This is a genomic window from Arthrobacter sp. 05T442 (assembly GCF_056395945.1).
Window position 1 is genome coordinate 129,044 of sequence record NZ_JBFTKM010000006.1, and the last position, 17,451, is coordinate 146,494.

17 protein-coding genes and 1 other RNA gene are annotated in these 17,451 nt (G+C 65.6%); 13 read left to right on the top strand and 5 right to left on the bottom strand.

Going from position 1 to position 17,451, the window contains the following annotated elements; genetic code table 11:
• Positions 1-174 precede the first annotated feature (174 nt).
• From AC1DES_RS08580 to AC1DES_RS08590, 3 genes are all read right to left on the bottom strand, one after another.
• Positions 175-378, bottom strand: a complete 204-nt coding sequence (locus tag AC1DES_RS08580; RefSeq protein WP_476895275.1) for a hypothetical protein — start codon at positions 376-378, stop codon at positions 175-177.
• A gap of 415 nt (positions 379-793) precedes the next feature.
• A complete protein-coding gene (locus AC1DES_RS08585; RefSeq protein WP_476895276.1) occupies positions 794-2,449 on the bottom strand; it encodes a L,D-transpeptidase family protein in 1,656 nt (551 codons plus the stop codon).
• 607 nt (positions 2,450-3,056) lie between these two features.
• The gene (locus tag AC1DES_RS08590) at positions 3,057-5,828 is read right to left on the bottom strand and encodes a GH25 family lysozyme (protein WP_476895277.1); all 2,772 of its coding nucleotides are present in this window, start codon (positions 5,826-5,828) and stop codon (positions 3,057-3,059) included.
• A 295-nt stretch (positions 5,829-6,123) separates the two neighbouring features.
• Here AC1DES_RS08590 and AC1DES_RS08595 point away from each other — a divergent pair, with 295 nt between their 5' ends.
• The 13 genes from AC1DES_RS08595 (at position 6,124) to ssrA (ending at position 16,609) form a co-directional block, all read left to right on the top strand.
• Positions 6,124-7,347 (top strand): CpaF family protein, encoded by a 1,224-nt coding sequence (locus tag AC1DES_RS08595; protein WP_476895278.1) that lies wholly within the window; start codon positions 6,124-6,126, stop codon positions 7,345-7,347.
• On the top strand, positions 7,347-8,201 hold the full coding sequence (locus tag AC1DES_RS08600) for a type II secretion system F family protein (RefSeq protein ID WP_476895279.1): 855 nt from the start codon (positions 7,347-7,349) through the stop codon (positions 8,199-8,201). The genes AC1DES_RS08595 and AC1DES_RS08600 overlap by 1 nt, the downstream gene beginning before the upstream one ends.
• Positions 8,198-9,139 (top strand): type II secretion system F family protein, encoded by a 942-nt coding sequence (locus AC1DES_RS08605; protein WP_476895280.1) that lies wholly within the window; start codon positions 8,198-8,200, stop codon positions 9,137-9,139. Before AC1DES_RS08600 ends, AC1DES_RS08605 begins: the two co-directional genes overlap by 4 nt.
• 135 nt (positions 9,140-9,274) lie before the next feature.
• The gene (locus AC1DES_RS08610; protein ID WP_476895321.1) at positions 9,275-9,475 is read left to right on the top strand and encodes a hypothetical protein; all 201 of its coding nucleotides are present in this window, start codon (positions 9,275-9,277) and stop codon (positions 9,473-9,475) included.
• A 43-nt stretch (positions 9,476-9,518) separates the two neighbouring features.
• The gene (locus AC1DES_RS08615; protein WP_476895322.1) at positions 9,519-9,944 is read left to right on the top strand and encodes a TadE family protein; all 426 of its coding nucleotides are present in this window, start codon (positions 9,519-9,521) and stop codon (positions 9,942-9,944) included.
• Positions 9,925-10,491 carry a TadE/TadG family type IV pilus assembly protein gene (locus AC1DES_RS08620; RefSeq protein WP_476895281.1) on the top strand — a complete coding sequence of 189 codons (567 nt, stop codon included), beginning with the start codon at positions 9,925-9,927 and terminating at the stop codon, positions 10,489-10,491. Before AC1DES_RS08615 ends, AC1DES_RS08620 begins: the two co-directional genes overlap by 20 nt.
• The gene (locus AC1DES_RS08625) at positions 10,488-11,009 is read left to right on the top strand and encodes a pilus assembly protein TadG-related protein (protein WP_476895282.1); all 522 of its coding nucleotides are present in this window, start codon (positions 10,488-10,490) and stop codon (positions 11,007-11,009) included. Before AC1DES_RS08620 ends, AC1DES_RS08625 begins: the two co-directional genes overlap by 4 nt.
• Positions 11,010-11,106: 97 nt before the next feature.
• Positions 11,107-12,222 carry a peptide chain release factor 2 gene (gene prfB / locus AC1DES_RS08630; protein ID WP_476895283.1) on the top strand — a complete coding sequence of 372 codons (1,116 nt, stop codon included), beginning with the start codon at positions 11,107-11,109 and terminating at the stop codon, positions 12,220-12,222.
• Positions 12,223-12,403: 181 nt separating this feature from the next.
• Positions 12,404-13,222, top strand: a complete 819-nt coding sequence (gene ftsE / locus AC1DES_RS08635) for a cell division ATP-binding protein FtsE (RefSeq protein ID WP_476895284.1) — start codon at positions 12,404-12,406, stop codon at positions 13,220-13,222.
• A complete protein-coding gene (gene ftsX, locus AC1DES_RS08640; RefSeq protein ID WP_476895285.1) occupies positions 13,219-14,133 on the top strand; it encodes a permease-like cell division protein FtsX in 915 nt (304 codons plus the stop codon). The genes ftsE and ftsX overlap by 4 nt, the downstream gene beginning before the upstream one ends.
• A gap of 34 nt (positions 14,134-14,167) precedes the next feature.
• Complete coding sequence (locus AC1DES_RS08645) at positions 14,168-15,550, top strand: peptidoglycan DD-metalloendopeptidase family protein (protein ID WP_476895323.1); 1,383 nt, start codon at positions 14,168-14,170, stop codon at positions 15,548-15,550.
• Positions 15,551-15,655: 105 nt separating this feature from the next.
• Positions 15,656-16,126 (top strand): SsrA-binding protein SmpB, encoded by a 471-nt coding sequence (gene smpB, locus AC1DES_RS08650; protein ID WP_024367797.1) that lies wholly within the window; start codon positions 15,656-15,658, stop codon positions 16,124-16,126.
• 114 nt (positions 16,127-16,240) lie between these two features.
• Positions 16,241-16,609, top strand: a transfer-messenger RNA (tmRNA) gene (gene ssrA, locus AC1DES_RS08655).
• A 195-nt stretch (positions 16,610-16,804) separates the two neighbouring features.
• Here ssrA and AC1DES_RS08660 read toward each other — a convergent pair.
• Together AC1DES_RS08660 and AC1DES_RS08665 are read right to left on the bottom strand one after the other, a co-directional pair.
• Positions 16,805-16,939, bottom strand: a complete 135-nt coding sequence (locus tag AC1DES_RS08660; protein WP_476895286.1) for a hypothetical protein — start codon at positions 16,937-16,939, stop codon at positions 16,805-16,807.
• Positions 16,940-16,987: 48 nt separating this feature from the next.
• Positions 16,988-17,359, bottom strand: a complete 372-nt coding sequence (locus tag AC1DES_RS08665) for a hypothetical protein (protein ID WP_476895287.1) — start codon at positions 17,357-17,359, stop codon at positions 16,988-16,990.
• Positions 17,360-17,451: the final 92 nt, after the last annotated feature.

Below are 17,451 nucleotides of genomic sequence, written 5' to 3' on the forward strand. Positions count from 1 at the left end.
TGGAACAGCCCGGAGACAAGGCGGTTCATTTGGCCAAACCTGCGGAGTAGTTTTGTTTCGAGGCCGCATCCTGCGACAAGGGTGGGCGTTTCCTGCGGAGATCCGTCGCATCCCTGGACCCATAAGAGTCGGCTTGCCCGGGACCGTCGCAGGTTTTGTCTGCGCGCGGCGCATCTATAGACCGGCCGCCGTCGCCAGTTTCTTCATATTTGCCCTGCCCGTCGCTGTTTCCCACGATTTCGACGACGGCGTCGCGGCGACGAGCTTGAACAGGCGGGAGTCCTGAAGCGAGGCCACCACAAATTCCGTCGAGTCGCTCAGTTTGTTGACGCCGAATTTCGCTGGGTGCGCCAGCCCCGGAAGGTCTTCGGCGTTCATGAGGAGTGCAAATGGATTCGCGGCAATTGCCGCCTGTGGCGATGGATACGTCAGGACTTCGATGACAAGGCCGTTGGTCGTAACCCCGCTTTTGTCGAATGGATAAAGACAGGAGTCGGTGGTGGTCCCGTCTGGCGACCTTTCGGAACTCGGCTGGGAGGGACCCAGCGAGGACGCGACATCCCCCAGGGCGTCCTGGATGGCACCTTGGCTCAGCAGGGCGCAAGCAGCCGAGTCCGACGACGGCAGGACGGTCCGTCCATCCCTGCCAATGGTGGGCCCCGTGGGGGCGTTGCTGCTCGGTGGCGCCGCAGGGGAGTCGCTGCTCGCTCCGCTCCCGGACGAAGGCCCGCCGGACGAGCACGACGAAGCCGCAACCAGTATCACTAGTCCGGCGAAGCCGGCCGCCATGCGCCTACCGGAATACATCGGAGCCTACCCCCATGATGAGCCGATCGCCGGGTGCGGCTGTACGCAGGTAACGCACGATGTCGCTTTCGCTCAATGAAATACATCCCCAAGTGGCTACAGGATTGGAATGGAGGAAGATGGCGAAGCCGGCATTCATTGTGATGGGCGAGTCCGGTTCCCGGTTGTAGTTGATCACGGCGCCCTGCCTGTAGTCGCCCTGCCGGCGCGTGGCGTAGTACCACATGTTTTCATCCGGAAAAATGTCTGCGCTGGACTCGAAGTACCTGTTGTAGTTGCCGTTCAACCGTCCGCCCCACCGGGAATAGGGGTTCAGGGTGATGTAGTTCAAGGCCGTCCCTGGGTTTCCGATTCCGAAAGCATCAGAAATCGTGAAGGAACCGGTGGGCGAGTATTTGTTGATGGTCGGCCCGGTTGCAACGCCCGGACGGGCAAAACCGCTTTCGCCGTCAAATCCGCTGGTGCTCCATTCCGTGCGGTAGGCGCCGTTCTCGCGGACGCAGTTCACAAAACTGATGTGGGTCGACGGGTAATTCTCGGCAACCGCGAAGGACACCCGGGGTGTTCCTCCGGGGTACTTCGTGGTGCCGCGGTTCAGCGATTCGCAGTAGCTTGCCGGGAACTGCGAGTAGCTAATTCCGGACTGCGGCGACCAGCTGACCTTGCCAAACTGGTAGTACTGGGTGCACTGCCCGCCGCTGCAGGTTTCGGCTCCTGTGGGAAAACCAAGCGAGCCGCGGTCGAAGTTCCGTGCTCCCCATTCGGCCCGGGTGGCCCCCCACGTGGGCTGGGCTCCGGTGCCAGGACTCCAGATGATGGCGCCGCCCTGGTAGTCCTGGTAGCACCCTCCTTGTGTAAGTCCGCACGTTTCGGCGCTGGTCGGGTACCCCATCGGACCGTCGACGAAGTTCAGCGTGCCCCATCGGGCCCTGATTGCCCCCCAGGTGGGTTGGGCTCCGGTGGCCGGGCTCCAGATGATGGCCCCGCCCTGGTAGTCCTGGTAGCAGCCTCCCCGCGGCAGTCCGCAGGTCTCAGCGTTCGTCGGGTAGCCCATCGGACCGTCTACGAAGTTCAGTGTCGCCCACCGGGTCCGCGTGGCCCCCCACGTCGGCTGGGCCCCTGTGGCGGCAGACCAGATGATGGCCCCGCCCTGGTAGTCCTGGTAGCAGCCGCCCTGCGGCAGCCCGCAGGTGACGTCTCCTGTGGGGTAACGCATGGGGCCATCTACGAAGTTCAGTGTCGCCCACCGTGCCCGGGTGGGACCCCAGGTCGGCTGGGCTCCGGTGGCGGGAGACCAGATGATTGCGCCACCCTCATAGTCCTGATAGCAGCCGTTTTGGGGGAGCCCGCAGGTTGCGGCGGCAGTAGGGTAGCCCATTTTGCCATCCGCGAGGTTTTGCGCGGTCCACTTGGCGAGAATGTCGCCAGTGACGGGCTGGGCCTTCGTGGTGGCGGTCCAGGCTATGCTGCCGTTGGCAAATTCCTGGAGGCAGCCGTCGTTGCGCAGCCCGCATGACGCGGGCGCCTTGGCCGCCCCAAGGATGCCGGTCTGCGCCCCGAGGCTTGTCCAGCGATCAAGAATGGCTTGGGCGCCTGTGGTCAAGGGAACGCCGGCGTCCGCCTGGGCTTGGGCGCCTGCCACGGGGGGCGTCGCCGCCGCCTCCGGCGGCTGGATCGAGGGAGCCGGGGGCGTGGGGCCGGACGGGGCACCCGGGGTTGGCGACTGGGAAGGCGGCCGCGGCTCCGGCGGTGCGCCCGGTGCCTCTGAAGGTACCGCAGTGGCGTCGTTCGACGGCGTCGCGGCGGTTGCAGTCGGAACCGGCGAAGGGGCGGGGGTTGAATCTGCAACTGCCGGAGACCCGAGGGTTACCGCCAACGTCAGTGAACCCAGGACAACCCAGAAAGGTCTGTGGCGTGTTCTCATTTTGTGCATTTATCCCCCAATTAACGGCCCTCACGACTGCAAGAATCACAATAGCGGTTATTCGCGGTGTTTACCCGTAATAAGGAGGACGCGCCGAAATCAATAGTCGGCAGTGCCGGGCGTGGGGCAGGTTAGCCGGCACAAGTCTTCGGTGACCTTATGGGTCATTAATGATGGGGATTGTTTCGGAATTTCCCGGAGAAATGCCGCCGCAATCTGTGGTTCCAGTCGGCGTCTTATCCCCGTTCGTGCCAGTCCTATGGACGTTTTGCAGCGCTGTCCCGGCGGGCGTAAATCACAAAGCGCTGCCCGCAATTGCGCATCCCTACGGCGCAGTCCTGAGTTTGACCACGGCCCCCAGGGCGGCCGACCACGTGATGGTCCCGCCCTGGTAGTCCTGGTAGCACGCACCGGCAGGCTGGCCGCACGTGACGTCGCCGGTGGGGTAGCCCAGTGGGCCGGTGAGGAAGCCGGTTTTGGCCCAGGCTGCACGGATCGGTCCGGTGGAGGGGTGGGCCCCGGTGGCCGGGGACCAGATGATCGCGCCGTTCTGGTAGTCCTGGTAGCAGCCGCCGGAGGGTTGGCCGCACGTGACGTCGCCCGTGGGGTAGCCCAGCGGCCCGTCGAGGAAGCCGGTTTTGGCCCACGCGGTCCGGATCGGTCCTGTGGAGGGGTGGCCGCCGGTGGCCGGGGACCAGATGATGGCTCCGTTCTGGTAGTCCTGGTAGCAGCCGCCGGAGGGCAGCCCGCAGGTGACTTCGCCCGTGGGGTAGCCCAGAGGTCCGTTCAGGAAGCCGGTTTTTGCCCAGGCGGTTCGGGTCGGACCGGTGGAGGCGTGCGCGCCGGTCGCCGGTGACCAGATGATCGCGCCGCCCTGGTAATCCTGGTAGCAGCCCGCGGAAGGCAGCCCGCACGTGACGTCCCCGATGGGGTAGCCCATCGGTCCGTCCACGAAGTTCATGGCGGCCCATCGGGCCCGGATGGGTCCGTAGGTAGGATGGGCGCCGAGGGCTGCGGACCAGATGATCGCGCCGCCCTGGTAGTCCTGGTAGCAGCCGCCGGAGGGGAGCCCGCACGTAACATCGCCCGCAGGATAGCCCATGGGGCCGCTGAGGAATCCCGATGCGTTCCACGCCGTGCGGACGGACCCGGTCGCCGTGTGCGCGCCGGTTGCGGCGGACCAGGCAATCGTTCCGCCCTGGTAGTTCTGGTAGCACCCGCCGGCGGGCTGCCCGCAGGCGAGGTCGCCGGTGGGGTAGCCCATCGGGCCGTCGACAGAGCCGGCTTTGCCCCACGCAGTCCGGATGGGACCGGTGGATTCGTGGGCGCCGGTGCCGGCGGACCAGATGATTGCCCCGCCCTGGTAGTCCTGGAAACAGCCGCCTGAGGGCAAACCGCAGGACACGTCACCGGTGGGGTAGCCCATTGTTCCATCGACGAAGTTCAGCGCGCCCCAGCGGGCCCTGATCGGCCCGTAGGTGGCCCGGGAGCCGGCGCCGCTGGACCAGATGACCGCACCGCCCTGGTAGTTCTGGTAGCAGCCGCCCTGCGTGAGCCCGCAAGTGACCTCACTGGTCGGGTAGCCCAACGGGCCGGTGAGGTAGCCGGTTGCGCCCCAGGCCGTGCGGACGGATCCGGACGTGGTGTGTGCGCCCGTGGCCGGGCTCCAGATGATCGCCCCGCCCTGATAGTCCTGGTAGCAGCCGCCCTGCGGCTGGCCGCAGGTCACGTCGCCAGTCGGGTAGCCCATCGGACCGCCGAGGAACCCGGTGGCCGCCCACTCGGTTCGGATCGGCCCGAAGGAGGCGTGCGAACCCGTGCCGGGGGACCAGATGATGGCGCCGCCCTGGTAATCCTGGTAGCAGCCGCCCTGCGGCTGGCCGCAGACAATCCCCGAGGCCGGCGCTCCGAGCGACGTGGTGGAAGCTGCCGTTGCGGCAATCCCCTGAGTCGCAGCGGGCGGCACTCCAGTGGCAAACCGCTGGAGGCTGGCGTAGTCGCCGTTCCAGATGTTGGAGTCGCCAGCAAACGGGCCGGTGCTGCTGTACTGCCACATGCTGAAGTTGTCCCAGCTCGACGGAATCGGGCCGGCATAGTCTGAGGCGGATCCGGGATAGTAGGCGACCCACAGCGGATAGTCGCTAAAGCCGCCCGGATCGCCGGTGCACTGCTTCCACCAGGACGAGTTCGTGTAGATGACCGGCAGGCGGCCGGTCAGGGAAAACATCGTGTTTCCGAAGTCGTGCACCCAGGACGTCAGCTGCGCCGGTGACATGCCGTAGCACGTGTCGCCGAAATAGACCCCGTTGATGGTCCGGCCCGCGTACGGGTTGTACTCGAAATCCAGTACGGGCGGAAGGGTGTAGCCGTCCGAACTCCACCCGCCACCATTCTGGACGAAGTATTGTGCCTGGTCCGCGCCTGACGACCAGTTAGGAATTGCAAAGTGGTAGGCACCCCGGATCATCCCGACGCTGCGTGATCCGTCGTACTGGGAGCTAAAGGAATCGTTGGTGAAGTAGTTGCCTTCGCTGGCTTTTACGTAGGCGAAGCGGGCACCCATATTCCATTGCGTCGGCCAGTCGACGCCGGACTGGTAGCCGCTGACGTCAAGGCCCTTCACGCCAAACGACGGCGACCACGAGCCCTGCGTTGTCAGTGTTTCGATCGCTGCCGACTGCGTGCTGGTTTTGAGGGACGGCGAAGGTCCGGCAACCCGGGCGGAGCGCTGGCCCATCTCGGCGCCTCCAGGGCCCACGGCGGCAGCCATTGCGGCCTTGTCCTTCGACGCCGTGCCGGCAGCCGGGGCACCCACTGACGCCGTCGGGGCGGCGGCCGGGGCAAGAGGCGCGGAGTTGGGGGACACCGTCGGTGCCGGAGCCTGGGCGGCGGACGCGGGCGCGGGCGTGGTCGTCGGCGCTGCCGTCGCAGCTGCCGTCGCGGTGGTGGTCGCTGCGGAAACGGCCGGCGTCGGTGTCGGCTCGACGGCGGCGGACGGCGAGGCGAGTCCAAGCCCGGCCAACAGGGAGGCGGCCAGGGCGATGACCCCGACTCGGCGGCCGCGGTGACTATTGGGGGAAGTTAGGGTCCGCTTCATTTTCCGCTCCGGAACAACGACACGTTCTTAGGCCGCATCACATGGGTCTCAAGGCCGGGTCCAGCGCCAAGAAGTGGCCCGGCTAGAGAATGTCTGACTTGTCGCGCCCACCCTAACACCGGCAGAAATGTGAAACCAGTGATTCGGATGGTGCTGGTGTGAATGTTGTCATGCCGCAACCTTAAAAGTTGTCCACAAGCCCCGCGGCAGGCTCTTGCCCGGCCGACGGCCTCCGCCTATTTTTAACCCAATTGCACCGCCTGTCGGCAGGGGCGAAAGTCATATTGGGGGCCCCATGGAGGCTGTGCGTATTGTCGAGGACGAAGTCCGCGAGCTGATTCGGCGGCGGGGTCTGGACCCTCAGCGGCAGGCAGGCGAGGTCCGGCGTCTCGTGGACGCAGCAGTCAGTGACTACGACGAGCGGGCGCTCCTTGCGCCGCTGCCTCCGCTGGGACCCCTGGAGTCGGCCCGAAGATTTGTCTACGACGCGGTGGCCGGGTTCGGGTCGCTGCAGCCGTTGCTGGATGATCCGGCAATCGAGGAAATCTGGATCAACTCCCCCAACGAGATCTACGTGGCGCGCAACGGGGAATCGGAGCTGACTTCTGTCTCCCTGACAGGCCAGCAGATCCGGGACCTGGTGGAGCGGATGCTCAAGAGCTCCGGCCGCCGCTTGGACATGTCGTCTCCGTTTGTGGATGCCGCCCTTCCGGACGGGTCCCGTCTGCATGTAGTCATCCCGGATGTCACCCGGCGCCACTGGGCCGTGAACATCCGCAAATTCGTGGTCAAAGCCAGCCGGCTTGAGCATTTGGTGGAGTTGGGCACGCTCACTCCGCAGGCCGCACGCTTCCTCGGTGCGGCCGTGGCCAGCGGCCTCAACATCCTCGTGTCCGGAGCGACGCAGGCAGGGAAGACGACCATGCTGAACTGCCTCGCCGCGAGCATCGGAACCCGCGAGCGCGTCATCACGGTGGAGGAAATCTTCGAGCTGCAGTTTCCGCTCCGTGATGTTGTGGGTTTGCAGTGCCGGCAGCCCAATCTTGAGGGCGCGGGTGAAATCCCCCTGCGCCGACTGGTCAAGGAGGCGTTGCGCATGCGGCCGGATCGGCTGGTGGTCGGCGAGGTTCGGGAAGCGGAAAGCCTAGACATGCTGATCGCCTTGAATTCCGGGCTCCCCGGGATGTGCACTGTCCATGCCAATTCGGCGCACGACGCGGTGACGAAAATATGCACCCTTCCGCTACTCGCTGGGGAGAACATCTCCAGTGCCTTCGTGGTCCCCACGGTGGCCTCCTGTATTGACCTTGTAGTCCATTGCAGCAGGCACGCCAACGGGCGCCGGCAGGTGACGGAAATCCTGTCGCTCGGCCGCAGGGTGGAGAACGGCATCATCGAGTCGTCCATGGTGTTCGCTGTGACGGATGGACAGCTCCGTGCCAGGGCCAATTCGATGCCGGCCGCGGAGAAATTCGCGCAGTCCGGGTACGACGTCGCGGCGCTGCTGGGGCCGCTCTGATGGCGCCGCTGCTGGGGGTGCTCGGCGGGGCGGGACTGCTGTTGATCTGGTGGTCGTTATGGGAGAAACCGCGGACGGTCCGGCCCATGCGCCGGGCGGGGAGGCTGGAGGACCTGCTGCGGACAGCGGGCATAGAAAGAGTCAGCGCGGCGGGACTGATCACCTCTTGTCTAGGGGTCGGGGCCTTCACGACTATTACGTTTTTCGCAGTGACCCGGTCGTGGCCGATCTCTGGATGTTTTGGCATGTTCGGCGGTTGGCTGCCCATGGCTATCGTGCGATGGCGCGCCCGCAAGCGCGCAGCCGTCCTGCGCCAGCTCTGGCCTGACGTTGTGGACCACCTGAGGTCGGCCATCAGGGCAGGACTGTCGTTGCCCGAGGCGCTGATCCAGCTGGGGCACAAAGGCCCGGTGGAGCTCCGTCCTGTGTTTATCGACTTTGGCTCGGACTACCGTTCGGGAGGCAGGTTTGATCCGTCCCTCAATCGCCTGAAAGAACGGCTGGCGGATCCGGTGGCTGACAGGATCGTGGAAGCCCTCCGACTCACCCGGGAGGTAGGCGGCTCAGACTTGGGCCGGCTCTTGGGCACCCTCGCAGAATTCCTGAGGGAGAGCGCGCGGACCAGGAGTGAGCTTGAGGCCCGGCAATCCTGGACGGTCAACGCTGCGCGGCTTGCCGTTGCCGCTCCGTGGGTAGTTCTGGTACTGCTGGCGAGCCGCCCCGAAGCAGTGACGGCCTACAACACGCCGGTCGGCGCTGCCGTGTTGCTCGGCGGACTTGGGGTCTCACTGCTTTCCTACGCCATCATGCTCCGCATCGGTGCTCTGCCGGAAGACGAGCGGGTCCTCCGATGACAGGGCTCATGGCGAGCGCCGCGGCGTGCGGGCTTCTCCTCGGTTCCGGCCTGTGGCTATTGCTCGTGAGGCTCCCGTTCATGCGCCCCATGACGTTCGCGGATCGCATCGGGCCGCAACTGAAGACCCATAACCTGGAATCACGGCTCCTGCGGTCAGTGCCCGGAAACATCACCCCTTTTGGTCCACTCGAACGAATTCTTCGCCCTGTGATCAGCGATGCCATCGCGTCGGCGGGCAGGATCAACCTTGGCTCGACGGCCTTGAACCGCCGGCTTGCCCGCGCGGGCAGCAGCCGGACGACGGCGGATTTCCGGGCTGAGCAACTCCTGTGGGCTCTTGGCGGTTTCGCCCTCGCGGTCGGTGTGCTCGTCCTCGCCGGAGTGATCGGACGGTTCAGCCCGTTCGTGGCCGTCCTGGTCGCGCTCGGCGCCGCCACGGGCGGATTCCTCCTGAAGGACTATCTCCTGGGTGCGCTCATCAAAAAGCGCGAATCCCGAATGATGGCCGAGTTCCCCAGCATCGCTGAGCTCATGGCCCTTGCTGTCAGTGCCGGCGAAAGTGCCACCGGGGCGCTGGACAGGGTCTGCCGCAGTGCCAGGGGGGAACTGGTGAAGGAATTTACCCGCGTTCTGGCCGAGACACGCGCCGGGACGCCCCTCGTGGAGGCGCTGCAGGAGTTCTCAGCGCGGACGGACCTTGGCCCGCTGGTCCGCTTTGTTGACGGGATGATCGTTGCCGTGGAGCGGGGAACGCCCCTCGCAGACGTGCTGAGGGCACAGGCCCAGGATGTCAGGGACACGGCGAAGCGGGATCTGATGGAGTCGGCTGGGAAGAAGGAAATCGGGATGATGGTGCCGCTCGTTTTCGGAGTCTTGCCGCTCACCGTCGTATTCGCCGTGTTCCCGGGTCTGGCGGCGATCAGCCTGGGACTGTAGGGCCCGGATTCCCCCGGCACGTATCACGGGGGAAGTAAGGAACATATCACGAGGGAAGCAGAGACGAAGCAAGAGAAAGAGGACAAAGTGACAAAAATCGGAAGCCGCGTGGCGCTGTTGATCTTCACGCTTGGCATGTTGCTACGGCGGTCCGGTCCACGCACCGGAACCAGAAATTCCGCTGAAGATGGCCGGGGGCACAGCGAACGTGGCGACGTCCCGGGGTGGGTGATGATCACCCTGATGTCGGCCGTCCTTGTGGCGGCACTGCTGGCGCTCGCCGGGCCGGCCCTCGAGGCATTGTTCAACCAGGCTATGGACAAGGTCGGGCAATAGTCCACGGGAACCCGCCGGACATAGGGGCTGGAGGCGGGACATGATGGACGGGCGGGCGCCCGCTTGCCGTACCGGCGATTATCCCGCCCTGGCCGGAAGTGCGCGGCAAAACGGCTCGGCGGTTGTCGACTTCGTGCTGATCGGCGCCCTCGTGACGCTTTTCTTCCTGGCGATCATCCAGCTGACCCTCGTCCTCCATGTCCGGAACACGCTGATTGATGCGGCAGCATCTGGTGCTAGGTACGGCACGCTCGCGGACCGGAACTCCGAGGACGCGCGGTCCCGGACGTCCCAGCTGATCAGCGTGGCACTTAACCCGGAGTTCGCACAGGACGTGACGACGCGCGAATCGACGTATCAGGGCATCCCCACGTTGGAGGTGACGGTCCGAGCCCCATTGCCAGTCATTGGCCTGATCGGTCCCCGCGCAGTGCTGGAGGTGACAGGCCATGCGGCCATCCAGCGGTGAACGGGAAGTGCCCTGCCCCGATCAGCGCAGCCCCGGCATGGGCCGTCCCGGCCACGCACGGCCCGGTACGGGCCGCCCCGACGGCTGCCGCCTTGGCCACGCACGCCCCGGCGAGGAAGGCACGGGCGACGACGGCGCGGAACGGGGGAGCGCCGTCGTCGAGTTCGTCTTCCTGGCCCTGCTGCTGATGGTGCCGCTGGTCTACTTCATCATCACGGTGGGTCAGATCCAGGGCGGTTCCTTCGCCGTCGTGGGGGCCGCGGACCAGGCAGCCAGGGTCTTCGTCGCCCAACCCGACGCAGCCAGGGGACGCGCAGCCGCCGAACAGGCTGTGCAGCTGGCGCTCGCCGACTATGGTCAGCCTGCGGCCAACGCGAGCGTTGACACGAGTTGCGAACCCGCGGACTGCACCGCCGCCGGGTCGGCCGTGACCATCACCGTGCACCTCACCGTGCCGCTGCCGTTTGTTCCGTTCAGTGATTCGCTGCGGCTCAACGCCAGCCAACTCAGCGCCTCGGCGACCCAGATTGTGGGACGCTTCCGATGAGTCCCTGCAGCGACCGCCGCACGCCGCCCTGTCCCCTGGACCGCAGTCCCCTGGACCCGTGCCCCCTGGACCGCAGTCCCCAAGCACGAGGCGAGGACGGCCAGCTGATGGTGCTGATCATCGGCTACGTGCTGGTGGCCCTCCTGGTCGCAACCGTGGTGATGGCTGCATCCAGTGTCTACCTCGAGCACAAGAAACTGCTGTCCATGGCGGACGGCGCATCGATGGCGGCAGCGGACAGCTTCACCTTGGGACAGCTCGGAAGCGGCTCCGGCGCTCCCACCGCGATCCTCAGCGCCGGCAGGGTGCGCAGTACCGCCGCCGACTACCTGAGCCGCAATAGCGTCTTTGCGCGGTTCAGTGACCTCGCCGTCGCCCCGGCGACAGGGAGCCCCGACGGTTCTACCGCTGTCGTGGCGCTGAGCGCCACCGTTCACCCGCCCATCGTCAACTTCCTGGTCCCGGACGGCATCCGGATCGAGGCGACGTCGACGGCGCGGTCCCGGCTGACGCGCTGACCGCGCACCGGGTACGACCCCCGCAACGGGGCGGACCGGGACGGACCGGGGCGATCGGCGGGGCGGCGCGCGGGGGATAGCGTAGGCTTGAAAAACCATGGCAAACATTGATTTTCCCGCTGAAATCCGCGCGCTGCGCGCCACCTATGCCTCCATCGAGAACGTTTCGAATGTCGAGGCGCTCAAGGAAGACATCGCCGAACTGAGCGAGCGGGCAGGCGAGCCCAACCTGTGGGACGATCCCGCGGCCGCGCAGGTCATCACGTCCAGGCTCTCGCACCGGCAGTCGGAGCTGGAACGACTGAACTCGCTGAACTCGCGCATCGACGACCTCGAAGTCCTCGTGGAGCTCGGCCAGGACGAGGACGACGCCGCCTCCATGGGGGAAGCCGCGACGGAACTTGAATCGATCAGGAAAGCGCTCAAGGAACTCGAAGTCGTGACGCTTCTCTCCGGTGAGTTCGACGAGCGTGAGGCCGTGGTTACCATCCGTGCAGGCGCCGGCGGCGTCGATGCCGCGGACTTCGCCGAAATGCTGCTGCGCATGTACCTGCGCTGGGCCGAACGCCACGGCTACCCGACGACCATCATGGACACCTCCTACGCCGAAGAGGCCGGCCTGAAGTCCGCCACCTTCGAGGTCAAGGCGCCGTACGCTTACGGCACGCTGAGCGTCGAAGCCGGCACCCACCGCTTGGTCCGGATCAGCCCGTTCGACAACCAGGGCCGCCGGCAGACCTCGTTCGCCGCTGTGGAAGTGATCCCGCTGATCGAGCAGACCGACTCCATCGACATCCCGGACAACGAGATCCGGGTGGACGTCTTCCGCTCGTCCGGCCCGGGCGGCCAATCGGTCAACACGACGGACTCCGCGGTCCGCCTGACCCACATCCCCACCGGAACCGTGGTGTCCATGCAAAACGAGAAGTCACAGCTCCAGAACCGCGCGGCGGCCCTGCGGGTGCTCCAGTCCCGCCTCCTGCTGCTCAAGAAGGAGCAGGAGGACGCCGAGAAGAAGGCGTTTGCCGGCGACGTCAAGGCCTCGTGGGGGGACCAGATGCGCTCCTACGTCCTGAACCCCTACCAGATGGTCAAGGACCTCCGTACCGAGCACGAGGTCGGCAACACCTCGGCCGTGTTCGACGGCGAGATCGACGACTTCATCGACGCCGGGATCCGCTGGCGGACCGACAACCGCAACGCCGAGAAGTAGGCCCGGCGCGCCCGTGCTGGGAGGTCCCTGGCAATCGCGCGACACGCCCTGCCGCTCCGGCCCATCCTCCGGCGTCCGTGCGTATAGTCGAGGGGCCGGAGCTCTACTTCCCCCAAACGAAAGCCCGTGCACCGGCAGCAGAACAGGGTCCTAGCGCCCGTCCTGCAGGGTACTTAGGGCCATGATCCGTTTCGAAAATGTCACCAAGGTCTACGACCAGAACGCGCGTCCCGCGCTGGACTCGATCAACCTTGAGATCGACCGTGGTGAATTCGCCTTCCTAGTCGGCGCCTCAGGCTCCGGCAAGTCGACGTTCCTGCGCCTGGTCCTCAAGGAGGACCGGGCCTCCTCCGGTGCCGTCTATGTTGCCGGCCAGAACGTCGCGAACATTTCCAGCTGGCGCGTGCCCAGACTGCGACGGGGCATCGGCGTCGTCTTCCAGGACTTCCGGCTGCTGCCGCAGAAGACGGTCTTCGCCAACGTCGCCTTCGCCATGCAGGTCATCGGCAAGAGCCGCAGCGTCATCCGGGACACCGTGCCGGAGGTCCTCAAGACGGTAGGCCTCGAGGGCAAAGAGAACCGGCTGCCGCATGAACTTTCCGGCGGCGAGCAGCAGCGCGTGGCGATTGCCCGCGCCGTCGTCAACCGCCCCGGCATCCTGTTGGCCGACGAGCCCACGGGAAACCTCGACCCCACCACCTCTATGGGCATCATGGGGGTGCTGGATAAGATCAACCAGAACGGCACCACCGTGGTGATGGCGACGCACGACGACGACATCGTCAACGAGATGCGCAAACGCGTCGTGGAACTGAAGAACGGCGTCGTGATCCGTGACGAGGCCAAGGCACTGTACACGTCCATGATTCCGGTGGTGGGGCAGTCCCGCCGACTGCGGGACGCCAGCGGCCGGGACTCCGAGCCCGTCGCCTCCGCCCGCAGCGAAGTACGGGCCGACTCGCGCGCTGGTGCCCGAGCCGCCGGGGAGGGCCAGCTGTGAGGCTCGCATTCGTCCTCGGCGAAATCGGCAGCGGCCTGCGCCGCAATGTGGCCATGGTGGTCTCCGTCATCCTCGTGACCTTCGTGTCCCTGACGTTCGTCGGCGCCGCCGGCATGCTGCAGCTGCAGATCAACCAGATGAAGGGCTACTGGTACGACAAAGTCCAGGTCGCCATCTTCCTGTGCAGTGACGGCTCGTCGGCGCCCGGCTGCGCTACCGGACCGGCCACCCCGGAACAGCAGGACAACCTCCGCAAGCTCCTGCAGTCGCCGGCGGTGTCCCAATACGTCAACGACTTCCAGTTCGAGTCCAAGGACGACGCCTACAAGCACTTCAAGGAGCAGTTCTCCAATTCCCCGATCGTGGACTCGGTGACGCCGGACCAGCTGCCCGCCTCCTTCCGGATCAACATGAAGGACCCGGAAAAGTACCAGATCATCAGCGAAACGTTCTCGTCCCAGGCCGGCGTGGAAACAGTGATCGACCAGCGCCAGCTCCTGGAGAAACTGTTCTCGGCCATGAATGCCGCCTCGCTCGTGGCGGTGAGCATTGCCGGCGTCATGATCGTCTGCGCCATCCTGCTGATCGCGACGACGATCCGGCTCTCGGCCTTCAGCCGCCGCCGGGAAACCGGAATCATGCGCCTGGTGGGGGCATCCAAGGCTGTCATCCAGCTGCCCTTCATCCTTGAGGGCGTCATCGCGGCCGTGATCGGGGCTGCCCTTGCCTCGGGCACGTTGTGGGCCGTCGCCCACTTCTTCCTCGGTGACTACCTTTCCAAGCTTTACCCGGACACCGCCTTCATCTCGCCGGGCCAGACCCTGATCCTGGCGCCTGCCCTGATCGGACTGGGCGTTGTCCTGGCCGGAATATCCTCGCTCCTGACCCTCCGCCGATACTTGCGGGTCTAGAGTGCGCAACGAAAAGGGAACGCTTATGACACCGATGGCCCGTCCCACCCTTCGGCTCCGCCTGGTCGGACGCCGCAGCCGCATGATCAGCGCCACCCTGGCATTGGTCCTGGCGGGAAGCATGGGCGCGTCGGCCCCGGTTGCATTTGCGGACAACCTTGAGGACCAGCAGGCCGCCCTGAAAGACCAGGCGGCGCAGGTCCAGGACTCCCTTGAGTTCGTGGACGCCAAGATCTCCCAGGCCGCAGCGGATCTGGTGGTCTACCAGGGGCAGCTCCCGGGAGCCCAGCAGGCGCTCCTTGATGCCCAAGGCCGCGTGGCCGGCGCCGTCAAGGAATCGGAAGCACTGGCTGCCCGCGTGGACCTGGCGCAGCAGAACAAGGCCAAGATCACGCAGCAGCTCGAGACCGACAAGCAGAAGATTTCGGACACCAAGAAGCTGATCGGGCAGATCGCCACGCAGGCGTACAAGTCCGGCGGCGTCCCGTCCAACCTTTCGCTGTTCTTCGGCTCCAACAGGAGCGGGAGCCTGACCGACACCATCGACCTCGCCGACCAGGCGATGCGAAGCCAGAACTCGGCGATGGACAAGCTCACCCAGCAGAGCGCCACCAACGTCAACTCGCAGGCACGGCTGGAGGCCGTGGAAACGGAAATCACAGACCTCAAGGTCAAGGCGGACGCGGCGCTGGAACGGGAAAAGGCGGCCCGCGACGAAGCTGAAGCCAAGAAGGCCCAGGTGGACAAGCTCATCGCCGACACCACCCGGATCAACGCCGAACTCCAGGCGGCCAAGCCCGGCATCCAGAACCAGCTCGCCCAGGTCAAGGCCCAGCAGGACGCCGTGGCCGCCGAAATTTCCGAGCGTGACCGCAAGCTCCGTGAGGCCTGGGAAGCGGAACAGCGCCGCATCGCAGAGGCGGCTGCTGCGGCGGCGCGCGCTCAGGGACAGGCTGTCCAGCCCTACGTCCCGCCGGCCCAGGGCTCGCCGTCGGCGTTCGGGCTCCGGCACCCGTTCGATTCCAACATCCCCATCACTTCCGGATTCGGGTGGCGCGCGACGCCGCCGGGCACCATCGACTTCTACGGCACCGGCGGCTACATGCACACCGGCATCGACTTCGGCGCCACGTGTGGCACCCCCGTGTATGCGGCGGCGGCGGGCACCGTCTTCTCCGCCGGTTGGGGAAACGACGGCGGCGGCAACCGGGTGAAGATTTCCCACGGCGTCGTCCAGGGCAACTCGCTGACCACGATCTACTACCACAACACGTCAGTGGTCGTTTCCGTCGGCCAGCAGGTCAGCCAGGGACAGCTGATCGCCTACTCCGGGACCACCGGAAACTCCACCGGATGCCACGCGCACTTCGAGACCTGGCTCAACGGCCGGGCTGTGGACCCCATGACCCTGCTCTGACCCGGTCCAGCAGGGAACCGCAGCGTTGGCTGCCCTGCCGTAAACTGGAATAGCTCCGCGCCACACGGCCGGAGCGAACCACCAACAGATTCGAGGAGTCCTACCGTGCCCAAAGAAAGTGGCCGAAAGGTAGTGGCCACCAACCGCAAGGCCCGGCACGACTACCACATCCTTGACACGTATGAGGCCGGCATCGCGCTGATGGGCACCGAAGTGAAGTCCCTGCGCGAGGGCCATGCGTCCATGGTGGACGGCTTTTGCACCTTCTACAACGACGAGCTGTGGATGGAGGGCATCCACATCCCTGAGTACCACCAGGGGAGCTGGACCAACCATGCCGCACGCCGGCGCCGGAAGCTGCTCCTGCACCGCGACGAGCTCACCAAGATCTCGCACAAGATCCGCGAATCAGGCTTCACGATCGTCCCGCTGCAGCTGTACTTCCTGGACGGCCGGGCGAAGGTCGAGATCGGCGTCGCCCGCGGCAAGAAGGAATACGACAAGCGCCAGACACTGCGTGAGCAGCAGGACAAGCGGGAGGCCCTGCGCGTCATGCGCGAACGCAACCGGCGGTAGTGACCGGGTTCGGCCGACCGCCACCTGCGGGAATGATTCCGGCAGGGCGTGCGTTATGATTAGTAGTCCGGGAAGGATACGAAAGTATCCGGACCGGGTTTGATAAAAAAATACGGGGATGATCGGTTTCGACGATGTTAGTCGCGACAGGTGAAGCGGGCCGAGGATGCAGAATTATCTCGTAAACGCTGTCTGCAAACCAATAAGTGCCGAATCAAAACGCACTGACTTCGCTCTCGCTGCCTAAGCAGTAAGACAGTCCGTCAGCCCGAGGTTGCTATTGCCCCGGATCCTGGCGTCATTTAGATAGCCACTGCTGTTTACCTCCGTCATCGGGGTGAACGGGACTCTTAGATGACTGGGCCCGGATCAGCCAGCTGTTTGCAGCATGGCCGGGGCCGAGAAAGTCCGACGCAAACTGCGCCCGGAGAAGCCCTGACAACACGACATCGGACGGGGGTTCAATTCCCCCCATCTCCACCATGGGAGCCCCGGCAACGGAGCTCCACCCCGTAGAACAGAACAAAAGACCGGAAGCTCTTGCTTCCGGTCTTTTGTTTTTGCTGTGGCTCATCAGGAAACCGGCTGGCCCCGCGCCCGCTCTGTGCCTGGGAGTCCGGCGCCTGCCGGGCGCCTGCCGGCGCTTCTGGAAAGCGCCTCCCGACTGGCGCTTGCAGGTCAGCGCTTCTTGATGTGTGCCACCGGGTCGGTGTGGGTGTCAGCGACGTTTTTCGCCTTTTTATCGGCCCGTTTTTCCTTGATGGTCTTCACCGGTTTCTTTGTCAGATGCTGGTGCGGCGACTTGTCAGGCATTGTGCCCTCCCTCACGGCAGGGGCCCGGAATGGCCCCTTGCTCTTAAGTTACGCCTCGGGGACGGCGACGTCCACGATGCCGACGAAGCGGCTGCCGACGCCCTCATACTCGCTGCGGACGAGTCCTGCGGCCACCGCGGGGACCTCGTAGGGTGCATGGTGGGCGCAGCAGACATAGGTGAAGTCCGGCCACCATTTTTTGGGGCGGGCGGCTTCGGCGAACCCGCAGACGGCGCACGTCAGCTGGACCCAGACAGGGCGCTTGCCGGTCCGGTTGGCCTTGGACTGGACCAGCCAGGCCGGGGGATTGTCCAGGAGATCGCCGAGCTCGGCGTCGGACAACCGGGACGGGATGCCGTGACGGTGCGCCATTTCCAGGGGAATGTCGAGGATCTGGGCTGCTTCACGTCGGGTAACCATCCTTCAACTTTACGGGATTTCAGGTCACCTCCCGGACCGGGAACTGCGCTCAGGGGAGGCCTGGATCCGCCTGGACCAGTCCTCCCGCGCCG

What these genes read in the sequence shown, in the direction of transcription:
- AC1DES_RS08580 (WP_476895275.1), bottom strand. Translation starts at nt 378, where the DNA reads ATGAACGCCGAAGACCTTCCGGGGCTGGCGCACCCAGCGAAATTCGGC.
- AC1DES_RS08590 (WP_476895277.1), bottom strand. Translation starts at nt 5,828, where the DNA reads ATGAAGCGGACCCTAACTTCCCCCAATAGTCACCGCGGCCGCCGAGTC.
- AC1DES_RS08595 (WP_476895278.1), top strand. Translation starts at nt 6,124, where the DNA reads ATGGAGGCTGTGCGTATTGTCGAGGACGAAGTCCGCGAGCTGATTCGG.
- AC1DES_RS08600 (WP_476895279.1), top strand. Translation starts at nt 7,347, where the DNA reads ATGGCGCCGCTGCTGGGGGTGCTCGGCGGGGCGGGACTGCTGTTGATC.
- AC1DES_RS08605 (WP_476895280.1), top strand. Translation starts at nt 8,198, where the DNA reads ATGACAGGGCTCATGGCGAGCGCCGCGGCGTGCGGGCTTCTCCTCGGT.
- AC1DES_RS08610 (WP_476895321.1), top strand. Translation starts at nt 9,275, where the DNA reads ATGTTGCTACGGCGGTCCGGTCCACGCACCGGAACCAGAAATTCCGCT.
- AC1DES_RS08615 (WP_476895322.1), top strand. Translation starts at nt 9,519, where the DNA reads ATGGACGGGCGGGCGCCCGCTTGCCGTACCGGCGATTATCCCGCCCTG.
- AC1DES_RS08620 (WP_476895281.1), top strand. Translation starts at nt 9,925, where the DNA reads ATGCGGCCATCCAGCGGTGAACGGGAAGTGCCCTGCCCCGATCAGCGC.
- AC1DES_RS08625 (WP_476895282.1), top strand. Translation starts at nt 10,488, where the DNA reads ATGAGTCCCTGCAGCGACCGCCGCACGCCGCCCTGTCCCCTGGACCGC.
- prfB (WP_476895283.1), top strand. Translation starts at nt 11,107, where the DNA reads ATGGCAAACATTGATTTTCCCGCTGAAATCCGCGCGCTGCGCGCCACC.
- ftsE (WP_476895284.1), top strand. Translation starts at nt 12,404, where the DNA reads ATGATCCGTTTCGAAAATGTCACCAAGGTCTACGACCAGAACGCGCGT.
- AC1DES_RS08645 (WP_476895323.1), top strand. Translation starts at nt 14,168, where the DNA reads ATGGCCCGTCCCACCCTTCGGCTCCGCCTGGTCGGACGCCGCAGCCGC.
- AC1DES_RS08660 (WP_476895286.1), bottom strand. Translation starts at nt 16,939, where the DNA reads ATGCCTGACAAGTCGCCGCACCAGCATCTGACAAAGAAACCGGTGAAG.
- AC1DES_RS08665 (WP_476895287.1), bottom strand. Translation starts at nt 17,359, where the DNA reads ATGGTTACCCGACGTGAAGCAGCCCAGATCCTCGACATTCCCCTGGAA.